Here is a 17,249-nt window from a genome sequence, read left to right on the forward strand (position 1 = left end):
AGTCGATTTGACGTTTTTCTAGTTACTCTTAATAATTTTATTTTTCAATAGCCATTGTAAAAATAACACAAGGACTACAACTGGCCAAAGCGTGATTGGGAAAAAGAGCCCCACAAAAATGCCTGGTACAAGAATCGTCCCTAAAATCTGGGTTGTTAAACTCGTAGCAAAAATTGCGACAACAAAAAGCGAGTCAATTGTTGGGAAAAATTGCGCGACCGCAAACCCGATTAAAATAGCTGAAAAAACGACGGGAAAAATATCGCCACCTATCCAACCTGTCTGTAAACAAACTTGTAAAAATACTAGTTTCATTATCGCAGCGATTACCAAGATATACCAGGCTTGTTGACTACCAAAACTAGGAACTAAATGCATAAAAGATTGTCCTGAAAATAGTAATCTTGGCATTAAAATAACAAAGAGAAAAATACAAGCTGCACCAAAGCTTACCAGTATGCTTTGCTTTTCTTCAAAAGGTTGGCATAGTTTAGCCAGAGCAGCTTGCAACCATTGATAGGCGTTACCAATCACAAAAGCAGTTAATAAAGCGGGTAAAATCAGCCATAACGAAGCCATTTCAATTTTTCCAGTTCCTAACTTCGTAATAAACGATGGGTGTCCCACCAATTTCATTAAAAAGGTAAACACCACCAACCCGTTCACAATAAATAACCCGTTCATCACTTGTTTCAGTTTCTTTTTATCCGCAGGAGCGAGCATCGTATCGTAGCGCTGAACAAACTGTTGCGGATGCAGCAAGCGCTGAATTTTTGTCCAAAATACTTGCTGTTCTTGCTCGTCATAATGAAAATAAAGGTACCTTAACTTATCAGATTGCCAGACTGACAACGAAATAATTGCTCCCAACAATGCGGCTTCAGGACCGACACCAGCCCCGAAAATTAAAATTACCAAGGCGGCCAATAAATTTCTAAACACTCCTGAATAATCGACCGATTGTTTCGCCTTCAATTCTGTCAGCGCCTCATGCGCCGTTTGTGGTACTTGCCCGAAGCGTTTCTTCAGATAACTCAATACCAACGCTCCTAGCACACACAAGACAAAATAATAGAGGATTGGCCACTTCATTTGCGCTGGCAATACCTCCCAGAGCAGAGTCGTTAGCTCTCCTTCAATGATTAAAAACGCTCCTGAAATTCCCGCGATGATACTACTTAAAAATAACCCACTGACGATAATTGTCCACATTTTTCTGTTACGCATACTTCCTCCAAATGATAGTTGTTTCTTTTATAGTAGCAGATAGTTAGTGGTTTGTGTTTGAAGATTTTGGGAAGGATTTATTTTTTTGAAAAAATTGAGGTTATGAAAAGATTCCATTTTTTATTAATTAAATTATCCTTCTTGTATAATTGTTTCTTTTATATATTCTATTAAATTAAAAACCACCACTTATATTGCTTCTTAAGTTCCCACAAACAACGCCACTTCCAGCGCCAACAAGTCCACTTCCTTATCAAAATCCAACAGCACTAGCTGTTCAATTTTCTCCAATCGTTGTAACAAAGTATTACGATGAATAAAGAGCTTTTTGGCTGTTTGAGACAAGTTTCGTTTTGATTGAAAATAGACATTCAGTGTATGGACAAAGTCGGTATGTTGCTGTTGATCACTTTTCTGCAATGGTTGAAGATATTTGTTTCTGAGGGTTGCTTGTCCTTCTTCTAAAAAATAACGTTGTAGTGTCTGTCTAAAATGAAAATTCGCGTAGGAAGCAATCCTCATTTCAGGTTTTTCCGCAATGAATTGACGTTGAAAGGCTAAAACGTCAATCGCTTGTTGATACGATTCATGAATCTGGGTCAGACCTTGAATCTTAGGTCCTATTGTTAGGAAAAGTTCCACATCTTCTTGTACTTTCATTAACTGATTTATACTACTTTGTGCTAGGCGTTGCATCATTTTCAGATAATCGCCTTCTTTTTCAGGTGGATCTTCAACTAATAAGACAAAGGAACTGTCAATTTCAATACAAACAATTTTTTGTTTGTCCCCTAAGATAACTTGGTTTAGCTGGTTGCCTAAAATAGACATTCTTTCTTGCCTTTGGCGTTCATTTAAGGTTAATGAAATTAGCAAAATCGCATAGGGCTTATCTATTGTCAAGCGATAATACTGTTGAAATTGTTGGAAAACAGCTTGATCCCTCTTTTCATGCGCAATCAGCTTAAAAAATAATTCGTTTCGTTGTTGGTATTCTTCAAATTTCCGTGAGTATTCCAATTGCAATTGTAAAAGTAAGTAATGAGCTGTGATTTTAAAATGAGCCACGTCGACTGGTCGTAATGGGGCCAAGGTGTTCCAGACGAGTAAATAATATAAAATAACATTTTTCTTTTTAATTGGATAAATTTCAATTGGCACCACTTGGTTCTGGAGTTTCAACTGTAAATGAATCGGTTCTTGATAAAAGCGTAATGATGGATGACTTTGTTCCAATAATTGTTTTTGGAACTCTGAGGTTTCTTGTCTATCTTCTAAAATGCTAGAAATACGAATTGGATTTTTAGGCAAGTCAAAAAAATTAACTCCTTCAAAATGGTCATTCAATAACAAGACAGGATTTTGAATGGTTTCTGCTAGATCCTGCAGCAAATGAAAACTGCTACTTCCCGTTTCTAAGATTTGATAAATTTTATTATGCAATGCGGTTTCTTGCGCATTCATGTCAAATTGTTCTAACGTGACACGACTTTTCAACACGTCAGCAATTTGCGAAAAGGTGTAGTTGTAAGGAATTGCTAAAATAGGTACATTCATTTCATTTGCTAGTTTGATTAGGTCTGGTGGAACTTCTTCAAAATAACGTTGGGTTTTAAATCCTAAGGCAGCACAATGGTGTTTGGCTAGTTCTTTCAAAAAATTTTTCTGTAATTTCCGATCATCTTTAAATATGTACCCTGTCGTTAACAGCAGCTCACCTGCTGTTAGCCAATCTAAAATATCAGGATTTTCTAAAATATTGACTTTTAAAATCGGTTGGTCCTGATTTTTATGTCCTGCCACTAAGGTAATGCCAGGTAATTCTTCTAACGTTAATAAATCACTCACTTTTAACATCATTTATCCTCCCAATGTACAAATTGTCCATTCAAACTTGTAAATCAATGTCATTTTTAGCAATTGTTTAGCGTGCTGGATTCTTTTATTATGAAGTTGTGAAAGCGCTATTAAAAAGGAGGTCGTTGGAATGACAAAAATTTTAGCTTATGACCAAACGATTTTATCGAAACTCCCTCATCAAACATTGACTAGTTTGCAATGTTTTACGCACGCTATTAATTATGGTCATGTAGACACCCAAGAAATTCTCTTGACCATTTCAACGCATCCCGAACATATAGCACCTAACACGATTATACTCGATGAAAAAAAACTTAGCCATTTCGCTGATTTACCTGTCCAAATTGAGCCCCTGTTTATCCGGTTAGGCCGACGACAATTAACCCTAGCCGACGCCCAAATTTGGCAACCAACGCCACTTTATTTAACACCCAGTAAAACAAGAATAGCTATTTTTTTAACGTATATTCAGCAAACTCGTTTCAATCCTTGGCAAGCGCTTTTTCCTGCTTCGTCGTCAACCTTTCTTTTTGATTCTTATAGTCGGACCCAGATTCAAAAAGAAATGATTCATTTTCAACAGGCTTGGGAGCAAAAATCTTTTAAAATAGCTCTTGATTGTTTAACGAAGATTTTGGGATTGGGGATTGGTTTAACCCCCACTGGCGATGATTTTATCACAGGATTACTTGCTAGTTTTTCTGCTTTACAGCAGCTTCCCTCGAATTTCCAACAGCTGGCTGTGCTAGCCAAGGAACGAACGAATGCGGTCAGTTATGCGGAAATCCATGAAGCAGTGAACGAACGGTTTTCTCAGCTAGTTCAGCGTGTTTTTTTATCAATTGAAAGTGGAAATACAAACGAAATGGCTCAAGCGGTTTCAGCTTTAGAGGAGGTGGGCTCAACTTCAGGAAGCGACATGCTTTGCGGCATTATTTTTGGTTTAAAACTATTTTGTGAGGAGAATAATCATGACAATTCAAACAGTAATTAAAGAGAACGCCTATTTTGATTCAGTTACTTTAATGACCATTTCAACACGAGCCAATGAACTGGCTGGAGTTAAAACCGCAATGATTGGGATGGGAACCGACATGAATCTTGAAGTGATTCGGAATGTTGGTTTATATACACCCGCCTTGGATCATGTTACAACGGGCGATTTATTAATTGTTTTAGATCTTGATGACCAAGCGAACTCAGAAGAAATTTTACAGCAAGTCGACGAGTTATTTACGAAGAAAAAGAAAACCGCTTCTTCTGAAGTAACCTATAAGACGTTAGATTCAGCCCTTTATGAAGAGCCTGATGCCAACTTAGTTGTAATTTCTGTCAATGGAAAATTTGCTGCACGAGAAGCGCATAAAGCTTTAGATCAGCAAAAACACGTCATGCTCTTTAGTGATAACGTGACGGTTGACGAGGAATTAGCGTTAAAACAAAAAGCACACGAAAAAGAACTGTTTGTGATGGGCCCTGATTGTGGAACAGCGATTATTAATGGCGTCGGGTTATGTTTTGCTAACGAGGTACGTTCAGGAGATATTGGAATTGTCGGCGCTTCTGGTACAGGCAGCCAAGAAGTTAGTGTCCAAATCCATAAATATGGTTATGGGATTTCACAATTAATTGGTACTGGCGGCCGTGATTTGTCTGCTGAAATTGGTGGGCTGATGATGCTTGACGGTCTGGATGCTTTAATGGTTGACGAACAAACTAAGGCAATTTTGCTTATTTCTAAACCGCCTGCTCCAGAAGTAACAGAGAAAATTTTAAAAAAATTAGCTGTTTCAACTAAACCAGTTGTTATTTATTTTATCGGCAGTGAACAAACGGAACGAAAAATAGACAACGTCACTTTTGCTACTTCTTCTCTGGATGCAGTTCAAAAAGTGATTCAATTTAGTCAAACACAGGAAGCGGAAACCAGCCTCTATCAAAATCCGACAGGCGCAACGTTAACAGCCATCCAACAGCAACAAGCCCCTTCTCAAAAATTTGTTCGTGGGTTGTTCTGTGGTGGCACTCTTTGTGATGAACTTTTATATGCTTTAACAGAAGTCTCTGATGATGTTTATAGTAATATTCATAAAATTCCTGAACGACAATTAGCAAATCCTGACCACAGCCAAGCACATACATTGATTGATTTCGGTGATGATCGTTTCACAGAAGGCCGCCCACATCCAATGATCGATCCGACTTCTCGGATTACTCGCATTCTTCAAGAAGCCAAAGATCCTGAAGTGGCGGTTTTAGCGTTAGATTTTGAATTAGGTTATGGTTCTCACGAAAATCCCGTTGGTGTGTTAGCGGAGGCGTTAAAGGAAGCCAAAGCAATAGCAAAAGCAGATGGTCGTGAGTTAACCATTATTGGCTATGTTTTAGGGACCGAAGAAGATCCACAAGATATTCATGAACAGCGGAAAATTTTAGAAGATTTAGAGGTTCTCGTTGTCGACAGCAGTCATCAACTTTGCGAAGCCACCAAAACTTTTGTAAAAGGAGCGAACGAACATGAGCAGAAATGATCTTTTTAAACAGCCTTTAGATACGATCAATGTAGGCATTGACTTTATTCATGAAGATATGAAAAAACAAGGGATTCCTTCACATCAAGTAAATTGGGCACCGCCAGCCAATGGTGACCCAGAGCTATTGAAATTATTGGATCAATTAAAAAATCCAACGCTTTATGAAAAAATCCAACAAGCCAACGAAGAAGCGGTTACCCGCATTATTCAATCAAAACCTATTTTAGTAGGATTTGATAAAGCAATTAATATCATGCCCAATATGACTGAAACGACCATTTTACATGCTGGGCCACCCATTACTTATGAAAATATGTGCGGACCGATGAAAGGTGCCGTTCAAGGAGCGCTTGTTTTTGAAGGATTAGCAAAAGATCTAGCTGATGCCGATCGGGTTGCTCGTTCTGGCGCGATTACGTTTTCTCCTTGTCATGAACATGATGCCGTTGGTTCCATGGCTGGCGTGACTTCTCCGAATATGTACGTTCATATTATCAAAAATGAAACGTACGGCAACACAGCTTTTACTAATTTAAGTGAACAATTGGCGAAAGTTTTACGATTTGGTGCAAATGATCAATCCGTCGTGGATCGCCTGATTTGGATGCGCGATGTTTTAGGTCCATTACTTCATGATGCCATGACTTTTTGTCCAGAAGGCATTGATTTACGCTTAATGCTTTCGCAAGCCTTGCATATGGGCGATGAGTGTCATAATCGCAATGTAGCTGGAAGTACGTTGTTAGTCCAAGCATTAACACCTTACATGGTTCAAACTGATTTTTCTCGTGAACAATTAAAAGAAGTATTTGAATTTCTTGGCAGTTCTGACTATTTTTCTGGTCCAACTTGGATGGGCGCCGCTAAATGTGCGTTAGATGCTGGGCATAATGTGGAGAATAGTACAATTGTCACCACCATGTGTCGCAATGGGGTCGAATTTGGAATTCGTGTCAGTGGGATTGGTGGAAATCACTGGTTTACGGGGCCTGCCCAACGGGTGATTGGTCCGATGTTTGCTGGTTACACACAAGAAGATGCTGGTTTGGATATGGGCGATAGTGCTATTACAGAAACGTATGGTGTTGGCGGATTTGCCATGGCAGCTGCACCAGCAATTGTCCCATTAGTTGGCGGAACAGTGGCAGAAGCATTGAATTATTCAAAAGAAATGCTGGAAATTACTACGAAAGAAAATCCCAATGTCACGATTCCTGTTTTAGATTTTATGGGGATTCCTTCAGGCATCGATGTCTTAAAAGTCTTAGAAACAGGGATGCTGCCTGTCATTAATACTGCTATTGCTCATAAAGAACCGGGGATTGGTATGATTGGCGCTGGATTGACTAATCCGCCAGCGAATGTCTTTAACGAGGCACTAAAGGCTTTAGTAGTTACAATAAACTAATTTCAAAAACTTAGTAAAATGTCATTTTTTTGGAGCGATCATATGAAAAATAAATCGATCAATTACGAAGCCGTTTTAGCTCTTGTTGTAAAATTTTTTTTGGGAATGTTCCTGTATTGGATCATGAATGGCTTTCGGCATGTGTCTAACTTTTTCCCTTACAATGACGTAGTTACCAAAGTGAATCAGCAGGGATTTTACAAATTTATCTATTTTGTTATGAACTTCACGGAAGGGGAATTTTACGGTGGACTTTTTACAACGCTTTTCTTACTAATCGGCGGTCTGATTGCTTGGCAACTTTATCGAAAAAATTCAAAATGGCAGGGATTTGCAATTGCTGGTGGCTCTGGTGCTTGGCCTTGGGTACTTGCTTCTCAGCTACTTTCCCTCTTTTTAACTATTTATGTTTTTGATTTTACACGCTTTTTTACAAAAGAAGTGTTGTGGTTACCAACATTTATTGTGGTGGTCGGCACGCCGCCAGCTTTAACGCTCGTTTATGGTCCTGGCTGGAAAAAATTAGGAACGATTTCTCTGTTGAGTGCGCTTTTCACCTTTCCGTTTGCCAATTGGCTGAATGCGCAATTGATGCCCCTTTTAAATGTACCTGGGACAGTTTCCAACGTTACCACAATGGCTTTTGTTGGCTGGATTGTTTCAGCCATCTGTCATCAACTTCCTTGGATGGTTCCTTCTGTTGCACCAATCGCTCAGAAGCGGCAAAAACAACCTAAAATTGAAAATACGCAAACCTTTCAATGGTCAATACGACGCACTTTTGCTGACTTCTCCGAAGCTTGGTTTTATGGAAATGAGTTAGTTGGAGGTTTGGTAATTCTAGGCGTTTTAACAGATTGGTTTGTCAATATTAATCATATTACAAATGGTTCTGGCTTGGTTCCTGACATTTTAATGGGACAAATGATTGCTTCGGCTGTGGGTGTTTTTCTTTATCGAAAACATTTCGCTGAAGAAGGTTGGTATCCAACATTTATGCCACTGGTCAGTATTGTTCCTGGTGTGATTTTAATGATGGGTGGTGGCTTTTGGCTTTCCCTGACCATCGCCGTTTTAGCAGGAATCAGTGCGGCCCCTGTCGGTAGCTATATTGCTAAACGATTACCTCCGTTTGTTCCTGGTGCTGTCGGCTTTGTATCAGGAATGGCTGTTGTAACCATTTTATTGTCAGCCGTTTTGCATACATTTGATATTTTTGTATAGTGAATAAAAAGAAGCGAATGACGATTCGCTTCTTTTTTTAATTGACCAATCCCCTTTTTATCCGTATTCTTAAGCAAAAGGAGGTTTTGCCATGTACTCCATGTTAAAACGTGTGATAACGGAAAAAGATTTGCTTCGGCAAATTCGTTTGTTGGAACAGTTGTTAAATGTTCCTCAGCTGACAGCCAAGCGTTTAGCCACGCAAATCCAGACGACAGAGCGAACCGTTTTTTCGGATTTACAATATATTCGCAGTCAATTACCAGCCGACTGGTCCATTGAAACCGATAGCAGTGGTATTCGGTTACGTAATCAGGGGAATGCGCAAACCAATGAGCTTTGGTCATTATTTTTACCTCAATCCATTAGTATTCAACTATTAAAAGAGCTACTATTTACGAAAGAGTTAGTGACAACTTCTTTTTTGAGCACTAGTGGTGTTTCTTATGAAACTTTGAAGCGACATATCAAAAAAATGAATCTGGCCTTACGTGATTTTCATTTAACGATTCAGCTAACCACGACGACCATTCAGCTAATCGGGGCAGAAAGCAATATTCGGATTTTTTATCACCGTTTATTGGTGCCTTTTACTCATAATAATTATTTTTTTGACGATTATTCTATTCATGAGGAGCATTATTTTCAATTTTTGAAACAAGTTTACAGTAGTGAGTTGACGGTGGAAACGGAAGAAATTTTTGGCGCTTGTTGGTTTTTTATTAACACGATTCGCAACAAAGCCAATTGCCGAGTGAGTCAATTTTCTTTTGATTCAAAAGATGTCTTGTTTCAACTTTATCAACCGTCCTTGGCAAAACTTTATGCTTCTGAAGGCATCTATTTGCAAGGAGAAGAAAGTTTTTTCGCCTTCTTTTGTTTCTTAGAAAGCTGGAATTACGATAATGTCTATGGCGAAACGTTGGCTTCTGCGCTCCACACTCATTACAGTCAGCTGCGAAAATCGTTACAGCAGTTTGTCACTAATTTGTCCACTGAAGAAGCCCGGCCTGATTTAATCCAAACAAATTTATTGGATAATCTGTTATTGTTATTCATTAAATATACCGAGTCCCCAACACTTTCTGAGCAATTTCAATTGGAATATCAAGAATTAATGACCGAACAAGCCGCAGAGGACCTTGCGTTATCAAAGAGCAACCAAGAACTTTTGGAGATTTTATCTCGCTACACCACGATTGAAGAACCGACTTATTTTCTTAGTTTGGCTTCTTTGTTAGAAAAACAAGCCAGTTATTCCATTCAGGCGCAAACAATGACTGCCTATTTCCTCTTTCAAGGGGAACCTGCTTGGAAAGCTTTTTTGCAACAAGAATTAGCTGCTTATTTAGGTACTCGTGTGAAATTACAAGCTATTGAATATGTGGAACTAAGCCAGTTGACGTTAAATGAAGCCGACATAATTATTTCCAATTTTCCCTTGGATCATCTTGATCTTCCTGTCTTTTATCTCTCTTTAATTCCAACAAAAAATGAACTCCGCCGACTAGCAGAGCTCACTCTTCATTCTTATTTTTAAAGGAACTAGCGAGGACATTCGCTAGTTTTTTGGCTTTCTTTCGTCATGAATCGTTTGGTTATATATTTTTCCCCTTCAACAAGGAAAAACAGACTCACAACATGGACGAAAATCATTGCTAATTGAAGGCCATTTAAAGAAGTTGTGCCAATTAATTGCTGCGCTACTGGCCAGTAAACTACTAGCGCTTGTAGTAAAAAGAGGATTCCTAATGAAGCAAACAACACTTTATTTTGGAAAAATCCTGTGCTTAACGACGGATCAACCAACTTACGACAGTTGATCATATACGCTGCTTGCGCTAAGACGATACTTTGTAAGAGGAACGTTTGCTGTAAGGCTTGGCCCTCAAATTGTAACGCCATGAGGTAACCTGGTACCATAATGAGTACCGACACATAGATGATTCTAAAAATACTGTACTTTGTTAAAATGCCTTCGTTGACATCTCTTGGTGGTCGTTTCATGGTATCAGCACTCGCTTTTTCAAAACCTAATGCATAAGACAAAGTAATCGTAGTTACCATGTTTACCCATAATATCTGGACAGGTGTCAACGGTAGAGGATGATTCATTAAAAGCGCCCAGACAACAATTAAACCTTGTGCTAAAGAGGTTGGCAAGAAGAAGGTAATCGTCTTTTTCAAGTTATCAAAAATGCGGCGTCCTTCTTTCACAGCTTTAGCAATCGTATGGAAATTATCATCTGCCAAAACCATATCTGCGGCTTGTTTGGTTACTTCACTTCCTTTAATTCCCATGGCAATTCCGACATCGGCTTTCTTTAGTGCTGGCGCATCGTTCACGCCATCGCCGGTCATCCCGACAATTTCACCATTGTTTTGTAAAGCCGTGACAATTCGTAATTTATGTTCTGGCGTCGTTCGTGCAAATACATCGACTTTTTGAACGTGCTGGGCTAATTCTTCATCTGACATAGCATCAATTTCTAATCCTTCAAGGACTTTTTTCGTATGCTTTAAACCAACCTGCTCGCCAATGGCTTGCGCTGTATCTTTATGGTCTCCGGTAATCATTTTGACGGAAATACCTGCTTCTTGAGATTCTTTGACGGCTTGAATGGCACTTTCTTTTGGCGGATCGATGATGCCTGCCAGTCCAGCAAACGTCAATCCTGACAATGTTTCATGTGTCAGTTCCTGTTGTGACGTAACTGTCTTATAAGCGAAACCTAATACCCGTTGTCCTTTTTGCGCTAATTGCGCAGCTTGTGCTTGCCAAGCACCTTTTTGATTATCAGATAACGTAGAAAGTTGTAACAATACTTCTGGCGCACCTTTGACATAAATAATTGAACCTTCTGCTTGCGGATGGCGAGTGGCCATGTATTTATAACTTGAACTAAACGGAATTTTCTTTTCTACAGGGCGTAAAGACAGTTGATCCTGATCAACATATTGTAGTAAAGCTAACTCGGTAGGATTCCCCTGCAAGTCGGCGATTTTTTGTTGGTCTTGTAATTTCAATTCTTGACAGTTGGCCATAATCTCTTTGATAATGGTCATTTCTTCAGTCACTACATCCATTACCGTCATTTCATTTTTAGTTAGCGTTCCTGTTTTGTCTGAACAGATAACTGTCATTGAACCTAATGTTTCAACGGAAGGCATGCCTTTAATAATCGCATTTTCTCTAGCCATCTCATGAACACCCATCGATAAAATCATCGTTAACACAGCAGGTAAGCCTTCTGGAATCATTGCTACAATTAATGCAATCATCGCAGAAAATAAGAGGCTCCATTCCATGCCATGACGAAAAGTGGTAAAGAAAATCAGAAACACGATCAAGACCATAATCCCTTGGAAAATTTGCTTGTTTAATTGGTGCATTTTCCGTACGAGCGGCGTTGTTTTTTGATCTACTGACTGCAACGCGTGATTAATTTTTCCAACTTCAGTGGAATCTCCTGTTTCTACTACAACGCCTAAGGCTGAGCCCGCTTGGACAAGAGTTCCTGAAAAAGCCAAATTCTTTTGATCGCCTGTTGGCAATTCCTCATTCAAGGAACCGGTAATTTTCTCCACGGCTTCTGATTCGCCTGTCAAAATTGATTCTTCAATCATCAGATTATGAACATCAAATAAGCGCAAATCTGCTGGAACTACATCGCCAGCTTGTAACGTGACTACATCTCCCAGAACCAATGTTTCAGAAGAAACGGTTGTTTTTTGTCCATCAATTAGAACGACTGCCTCTTGGCCCATCATCTGTTTCAGGCCGTCTAATGATTCTTCTGCTTTACGCTCTTGCCAATAACCGACAAAGCCATTGACAAGCACCACTAGAAAAATGATACTTCCTTCGACCACTTCGCCTGTGGCAAATTTTAGAATTGCGGCAGCGAGTAAGACTACCATTAGTAAATCTGTAAAATGTTTGGCTAGCTTTTGCCACGTTTTCAGTTGTTGTTTTTCTTCAATTTTATTTGGACCATTCGTTTGTAAACGTTGCTGACGTTCTTCGCTAGAAAGACCCGTTTGCTTCGTCTTAGTCTGCTCGATTACTTTTGTTGAGGAAAGTTGATACCATTTCATTTCGTGTACCTCCTATTTACTTGATACCTTTATTATAGAGAGGATTTTCTTCATAAAATGGTCGATAATTTCAGTGGCCCCTGAAAAAAATGGGGCCGAGATTATTAAAGAAAGGAACAACCCGCATTTTAGCGGGTTGTTCCTTTCTTTTAAATATTTTCTTGTTCGACCACCAATTGACTTTTGCCAATTAACGCTTTGACATCAATGATTTCACCATTTTTACGTCGGTCTGCTAACTCAACTGAGGTGGTAAACAACAAGTCACTAGAAGAGTTCAACGCTGTTTCAATGGAATCTTGGACTACGCCGACGATAAAGCCAACGCCGACGACTTGCATGGCAATGTCATTGGAAATGCCAAACAAACTACATGCAAGCGGAATTAACAACAAGGAACCACCAGCAATTCCTGAAGCCCCACAAGCAGAAACAGCGGCGATGATACTCAACAATAAGGCTAAATAGATTGGTACGGACATCCCTAATGTGTGGACTGCCGCCAATGTCATAATGGTAATCGTAATGGCTGCGCCGCCCATATTAATCGTTGCGCCCAGCGGAATAGAGACCGCATAAGATTCTTCATTTAAATCCATTGCTTTCGCCAATTCCATATTAATGGGAATATTGGCCGCAGAACTGCGTGTAAAGAATGCGGGAATCGCACTTTCCTTTAATACAAAAAAGACTAACGGATACGGATTTTGCCGAATATTCCAAAAAACAATCGCTGGATAAACGACTAAAGCAACCACGGCCATCGTACCAATTAACAATAATAGTAACTGACCATACTTGGCTAACCCTGCAATGCCTGTTGTTGCCACCGAATGAAACACCAAACCTAGAATTCCAATTGGCGCAATGCCGATAATCATTTGAACGACCGTGGTAATCCCTGTTGAAAGATTGGCAATCACATCCTTGGTAGCGACCGAACTTTGACGTAGCCCAATACCGATTAATGAGGACCAAAATAAAACAGATAAATAATTGCCTTCAATCATCGCTTGAATCGGATTTTGGACAACGCTTGTTAACACATTGCTTAAAACATCACTAAGTTGCGTTGGGGCTGCTTGCGCTTCCTGCGCCGCCTCCAAGACAATCTTAACGGGAAACAGATAGCTTGCCGTCACGGCAACAACAGCTGCCAAAAATGTCGCTAACAGATACACAACTAAAATTGATCCAACATATGTTTTCGCCCCAGCCTTTTGTTGGGCTAGCGACGCAATAATTAAGACAAAAACTAAAATCGGCGCAATTGCTTTTAAGGCGCCCACAAACAATTCACCAAGAACGCTGATGAAGGTCCATTCAGGCACCAAGAAACCCAAGGTGGTTCCAATCACAATCCCTATCATGATTTTTTGAATTAACGATAATTTCCGAATCGCTTTGACCATTCACTTCACGCTCCTTTAAAATAAAATACAGTTTGGGACATACTACCATAATTATTAAGATAAAAAAAGAGTGTTTCTCAAAAAACTTTCATTTTTCGAGAAACACTTGGTCAACTCATCAATTTCGTCTATTTTTCTGAAGACTTTTCCGCTGAATGTTCTTTGTTTTTATGGTGATGGTGGTGATGACTTTGTTTAGAATACAAGTAGGATTTTGCTACGACCGAAATAAACATAGCCATAATCCCCAAGCCTACTGTAGCATAAACCATGGTGAAAATTTTTCCCAAGTCAGTAACTGGATGCACATCTCCATAACCAATCGTGGTTAACGTCATGAAACTTAAATATAACGAATCTAATGGCGACAATTTTTCCACTGTTGAATAAAAAATGGTCCCACTCAACAACGTGGTTGCCAATAAAAAGAACAAGGCACGAGTGTCTTCTTTTTTTAAGATACCTAAAAAAGATGAAAATAATTTTTTGACAGAAATAAGTAAAGATAGCAAAAAAATGACCTCTTTCTATTGTTAATCTCTTCTTAACGTTAGCACTTTTTAGATGAAGTTCAACTTTTTAATTGGTGTGGTTAAAGAAAATTTATTTTTTTGTTATTTATAATACACTTCATCTAAAAATAACCCTTGTGCAGGAGCCGTTTCACCTGCGCCTTCTCGGACTTTTGTTGCGAATAATTCGTCAATTATCGCTAATTCTTTGGTGCCTGCACCAATTTCTAAAAGTGTCCCAACGAGGATGCGGACCATTTTATGCAAGAAACCATTGCCCACAAAAGTGAACTGTAACATTTCGCCGCTTCTTTCAATCGTAATCTTTTCAATCGTTCGAGTAGTTGATTTTTTGGTTTTTTTCAATGCTGAAAAGCCAATAAAATCATGGGTCCCTATTAATTTTTGGCAAGCTTGTTCCATTTTTTCTTGATCCAACGCTTTGGGAAAGTGAAAACTATGATACCGTTCAAAGGCATTAGGAATTGGGCTATTCCAAACATAGTAGCTGTATTGTTTGCCTGTGGCGTTATACCGTGCATGAAAACGTTCAGGCATTTCTGTAACTTCTTTAACAACAATATCGCCAGGTAAATATCGATTTAAAAAGGATAACATTTCGGTTGTTGTTAGTGAACTAGTCGTTTTAAAATTCGCTACTTGACCACGTGCATGTGTGCCGGCATCCGTTCTGCCTGAGCCAATAATTTCAATCGGTTCACCTGTCATTTGTGTTAAAATACTTTCAATTTTCCCTTGAATCGTTTTCTCTGAATTGCCTAGTCGTTGCCAACCTGAGTATCTTTTACCATCGTATTCAATGGTTAATTTTATGTTGCGCATGGGCGAAGCTCCTTCGTATTCTTTTTCTCTCTTATCATAGCAGAAATAAGTGGATTTTTCTTCTTTTCCAAGAGAGCCTGGGACAAAAATCACTTTGGATTTTTGTTCCAGGCTTAAAAATTGATAAACGGCGGGAACAAAAGCAACTCCTTCGGAAATAAGCCGAAATTCTCCAAAAATTAAAGAACAATTTTCGGAAATTCCTTCTTATTTCTCGGAGTTAAACACTTCTGTCCCGACCTCTTAGTTTAATCCTGCAATTTTCAATTCTTCAACATTCGCTGCTTTAGCATTTTCAGTCACTACGGCTTTAAATGTCACTTGGTCGCCCTCTTTTAAGAATAGCGCCAGCGGACTGTTATTAGTCGTTACGCTAAAAATGGTTTTTTCATCTTCTAGTAAAAATGAAACTACCGTTTGCGCTTCCCCAGCTACTACTGAGACACGAGCTACTTTACCTTGCATCGTTTTCAAGTTGGCTTTGTCTGTATTTTCATTGTTGCTTCCTTTGGTTACTAATTCAATTCGATAAGCGTCTAATGCGCCTTGTGCCGTGTCTGCATCAATCACAATATCATTATCTACGGCGTTTATATAGACATATTTTTTGAAAATCCCTTTACTGTCCATTAACGAAACAATCCACGTTGGCACACCATCAATATTATAAAGGACTGGCATACTAGCTTTCCATTTCTTTTCTGGATAAATTTTTGAGGCGATAGAAATGGCGCCATCACTATCCATAATGCCGACTTTAGTATCACGATAATACGTAACTTGGCCTGTTCGGGCATTGATTAAGGAATAACCTAAAGCGGAATCTTGGTCTTTTTCACTACTTGTAAAGTCCGTAAAATAAAGCAACTGGTTCCCTTCCTTGTTCATCATCGGCGTAATTTGTCCTGATGCATAAATACCATTTTCAGTTGGAATTTTAACATCTTTTTTGGCACCAAACATTGTCTGGTTCCACCAGCCTTGACTGTAACGACCAAAGAATTCATTTAAGCTATTCGCCGCTGAACTAGTAATCGGCGCATCAACGAAACTTGGGGCTTTTTGACTGTCATAAACGTTAACTTCTCCTGTTGTAGCATTTAATACCGCCGTTTTAAATTCATTATAGTGCATGCGACCAGAAACCCCATACTCTTTGTAAAGCGTTTGAATATAGTAAGGATTCCCTTGGTCATCCAGCTCTAAATTGATTGTGCCAGTTGCTGCATAACCTGGATAAGCGGAATAAATTTTTCGTGCGGCATCTTTGCCAAAGTAAGCTGAAGGAGTATAAACAATTGGTTTTTCTACAAATTCTGGCTGTGCGTTGATATCTGTCGCACTAATGATGAAATAGCCAGGTACTTCCCCCAGTTTTAGCCATTTAAAGAAGCCATTAAATTCGACTGTTGCTACATAAACATACTCGCCATTGACAACTTGTGCCGTTATACCATCCAAAGTAAACATATTGGAATTGGGAATGACAGAAAATTTCTGTAACATTTTTCGTTTCGCCGTTTGTGGTGCAATCGCAATGGGTGTTTCTTTCGCCGAAGTTAAAACTTCAGCTTTTTCTTCCGTTTTTAAAGGAATTGTTTGATAAATTTCATCAATAGAAGAGATTCTGGTAATACTACTGACAATAGTCAACAAAATCATTGCCAAAACGGCAACACCCAAAATTTTGCCAGACCAGTCTTTGTTAGCCGTTTTGTTGGTATTCTTCCCTACTTCTTTGCGGCCCTTTTGGATACTAGGAACTTCGACTTTACTAGCTAAGCGTGTACTTAATAACACCCCACTAGCAATCACTGCGCCAATCAAATTAATCCATAACACGGTTGAAAGATTTTTACTTGGCAAAGTCACAAATAAAAAGATACCTAACAAGAGCAGTTCAATCACCATTAATAGAATAGTCCCTTTACTCTTTTTCCCTTTATTCGCTACAATTTTGGCGCCATTCGCAACTAAGATCCCGATACCAAAAAATAACGTTAACCCAATAAAATTAAAAAACATTCACTTGCCCTCCTCATGGATAAGTAAAAAAAGTGCTCCCACGCATTGTAGAAGCACTTCCTGTGATCCATTCTATTATAACGTTTTCTATTTTTACTGACAATAT

12 protein-coding genes are annotated in these 17,249 nt (G+C 39.0%); 5 read left to right on the forward strand and 7 right to left on the reverse strand.

The features are described 5' to 3' along the window. Positions 1-18: 18 nt before the first annotated feature. Together IGL93_RS11900 and IGL93_RS11905 are read right to left on the reverse strand one after the other, a co-directional pair. Complete coding sequence (locus IGL93_RS11900; RefSeq protein ID WP_010776146.1) at positions 19-1,227, reverse strand: chloride channel protein; 1,209 nt, start codon at positions 1,225-1,227, stop codon at positions 19-21. A 201-nt stretch (positions 1,228-1,428) separates the two neighbouring features. Further along, entirely contained in the window at positions 1,429-3,087 is a 1,659-nt protein-coding gene (locus IGL93_RS11905; RefSeq protein WP_025192716.1) for a PucR family transcriptional regulator, read from the reverse strand. A gap of 127 nt (positions 3,088-3,214) precedes the next feature. On the opposite strand from IGL93_RS11905, the gene IGL93_RS11910 reads away from it, so the two are divergent. The 5 genes from IGL93_RS11910 (at position 3,215) to IGL93_RS11930 (ending at position 9,793) form a co-directional block, all read left to right on the forward strand. Beyond that, positions 3,215-4,081 carry a DUF2877 domain-containing protein gene (locus tag IGL93_RS11910; protein WP_010776148.1) on the forward strand — a complete coding sequence of 289 codons (867 nt, stop codon included), beginning with the start codon at positions 3,215-3,217 and terminating at the stop codon, positions 4,079-4,081. Further along, positions 4,059-5,618 (forward strand): acyl-CoA synthetase FdrA, encoded by a 1,560-nt coding sequence (gene fdrA / locus IGL93_RS11915; RefSeq protein ID WP_010776149.1) that lies wholly within the window; start codon positions 4,059-4,061, stop codon positions 5,616-5,618. Before IGL93_RS11910 ends, fdrA begins: the two co-directional genes overlap by 23 nt. Then, the gene (locus IGL93_RS11920; RefSeq protein ID WP_010776150.1) at positions 5,605-7,029 is read left to right on the forward strand and encodes a DUF1116 domain-containing protein; all 1,425 of its coding nucleotides are present in this window, start codon (positions 5,605-5,607) and stop codon (positions 7,027-7,029) included. Before fdrA ends, IGL93_RS11920 begins: the two co-directional genes overlap by 14 nt. 42 nt (positions 7,030-7,071) lie before the next feature. Next, complete coding sequence (locus IGL93_RS11925; RefSeq protein ID WP_010776151.1) at positions 7,072-8,253, forward strand: hypothetical protein; 1,182 nt, start codon at positions 7,072-7,074, stop codon at positions 8,251-8,253. 100 nt (positions 8,254-8,353) lie between these two features. Continuing rightward, the gene (locus IGL93_RS11930) at positions 8,354-9,793 is read left to right on the forward strand and encodes a helix-turn-helix domain-containing protein (protein ID WP_016616581.1); all 1,440 of its coding nucleotides are present in this window, start codon (positions 8,354-8,356) and stop codon (positions 9,791-9,793) included. A 5-nt stretch (positions 9,794-9,798) separates the two neighbouring features. Here IGL93_RS11930 and IGL93_RS11935 read toward each other — a convergent pair whose 3' ends face one another. The 5 genes from IGL93_RS11935 to IGL93_RS11955 all read right to left on the reverse strand — a co-directional run bounded on the left by IGL93_RS11935 (position 9,799) and on the right by IGL93_RS11955 (position 17,143). After that, a complete protein-coding gene (locus tag IGL93_RS11935) occupies positions 9,799-12,351 on the reverse strand; it encodes a cation-transporting P-type ATPase (protein ID WP_010776153.1) in 2,553 nt (850 codons plus the stop codon). Positions 12,352-12,500: 149 nt separating this feature from the next. Beyond that, entirely contained in the window at positions 12,501-13,763 is a 1,263-nt protein-coding gene (sstT, locus tag IGL93_RS11940) for a serine/threonine transporter SstT (RefSeq protein ID WP_002355037.1), read from the reverse strand. 128 nt (positions 13,764-13,891) lie between these two features. Continuing rightward, positions 13,892-14,275 (reverse strand): potassium channel family protein, encoded by a 384-nt coding sequence (locus IGL93_RS11945; RefSeq protein WP_002355036.1) that lies wholly within the window; start codon positions 14,273-14,275, stop codon positions 13,892-13,894. A gap of 102 nt (positions 14,276-14,377) precedes the next feature. Further along, a complete protein-coding gene (truA, locus tag IGL93_RS11950) occupies positions 14,378-15,118 on the reverse strand; it encodes a tRNA pseudouridine(38-40) synthase TruA (protein ID WP_002409191.1) in 741 nt (246 codons plus the stop codon). Between the two features lie 243 nt (positions 15,119-15,361). Beyond that, entirely contained in the window at positions 15,362-17,143 is a 1,782-nt protein-coding gene (locus IGL93_RS11955; RefSeq protein ID WP_010776156.1) for a hypothetical protein, read from the reverse strand. Positions 17,144-17,249 lie beyond the last annotated feature (106 nt).

The organism is Enterococcus sp. DIV1328a, from assembly GCF_050536905.1.
Classification (GTDB): domain Bacteria; phylum Bacillota; class Bacilli; order Lactobacillales; family Enterococcaceae; genus Enterococcus; species Enterococcus faecalis.

Bases quoted from the DNA above. Each gene is read 5' to 3' on its own strand.
- IGL93_RS11900 (WP_010776146.1), bottom strand. From the start codon at position 1,227: ATGCGTAACAGAAAAATGTGGACAATTATCGTCAGTGGGTTATTTTTA.
- IGL93_RS11905 (WP_025192716.1), bottom strand. From the start codon at position 3,087: ATGATGTTAAAAGTGAGTGATTTATTAACGTTAGAAGAATTACCTGGC.
- IGL93_RS11910 (WP_010776148.1), top strand. From the start codon at position 3,215: ATGACAAAAATTTTAGCTTATGACCAAACGATTTTATCGAAACTCCCT.
- fdrA (WP_010776149.1), top strand. From the start codon at position 4,059: ATGACAATTCAAACAGTAATTAAAGAGAACGCCTATTTTGATTCAGTT.
- IGL93_RS11920 (WP_010776150.1), top strand. From the start codon at position 5,605: ATGAGCAGAAATGATCTTTTTAAACAGCCTTTAGATACGATCAATGTA.
- IGL93_RS11925 (WP_010776151.1), top strand. From the start codon at position 7,072: ATGAAAAATAAATCGATCAATTACGAAGCCGTTTTAGCTCTTGTTGTA.
- IGL93_RS11930 (WP_016616581.1), top strand. From the start codon at position 8,354: ATGTTAAAACGTGTGATAACGGAAAAAGATTTGCTTCGGCAAATTCGT.
- IGL93_RS11935 (WP_010776153.1), bottom strand. From the start codon at position 12,351: ATGAAATGGTATCAACTTTCCTCAACAAAAGTAATCGAGCAGACTAAG.
- sstT (WP_002355037.1), bottom strand. From the start codon at position 13,763: ATGGTCAAAGCGATTCGGAAATTATCGTTAATTCAAAAAATCATGATA.
- truA (WP_002409191.1), bottom strand. From the start codon at position 15,118: ATGCGCAACATAAAATTAACCATTGAATACGATGGTAAAAGATACTCA.
- IGL93_RS11955 (WP_010776156.1), bottom strand. From the start codon at position 17,143: ATGTTTTTTAATTTTATTGGGTTAACGTTATTTTTTGGTATCGGGATC.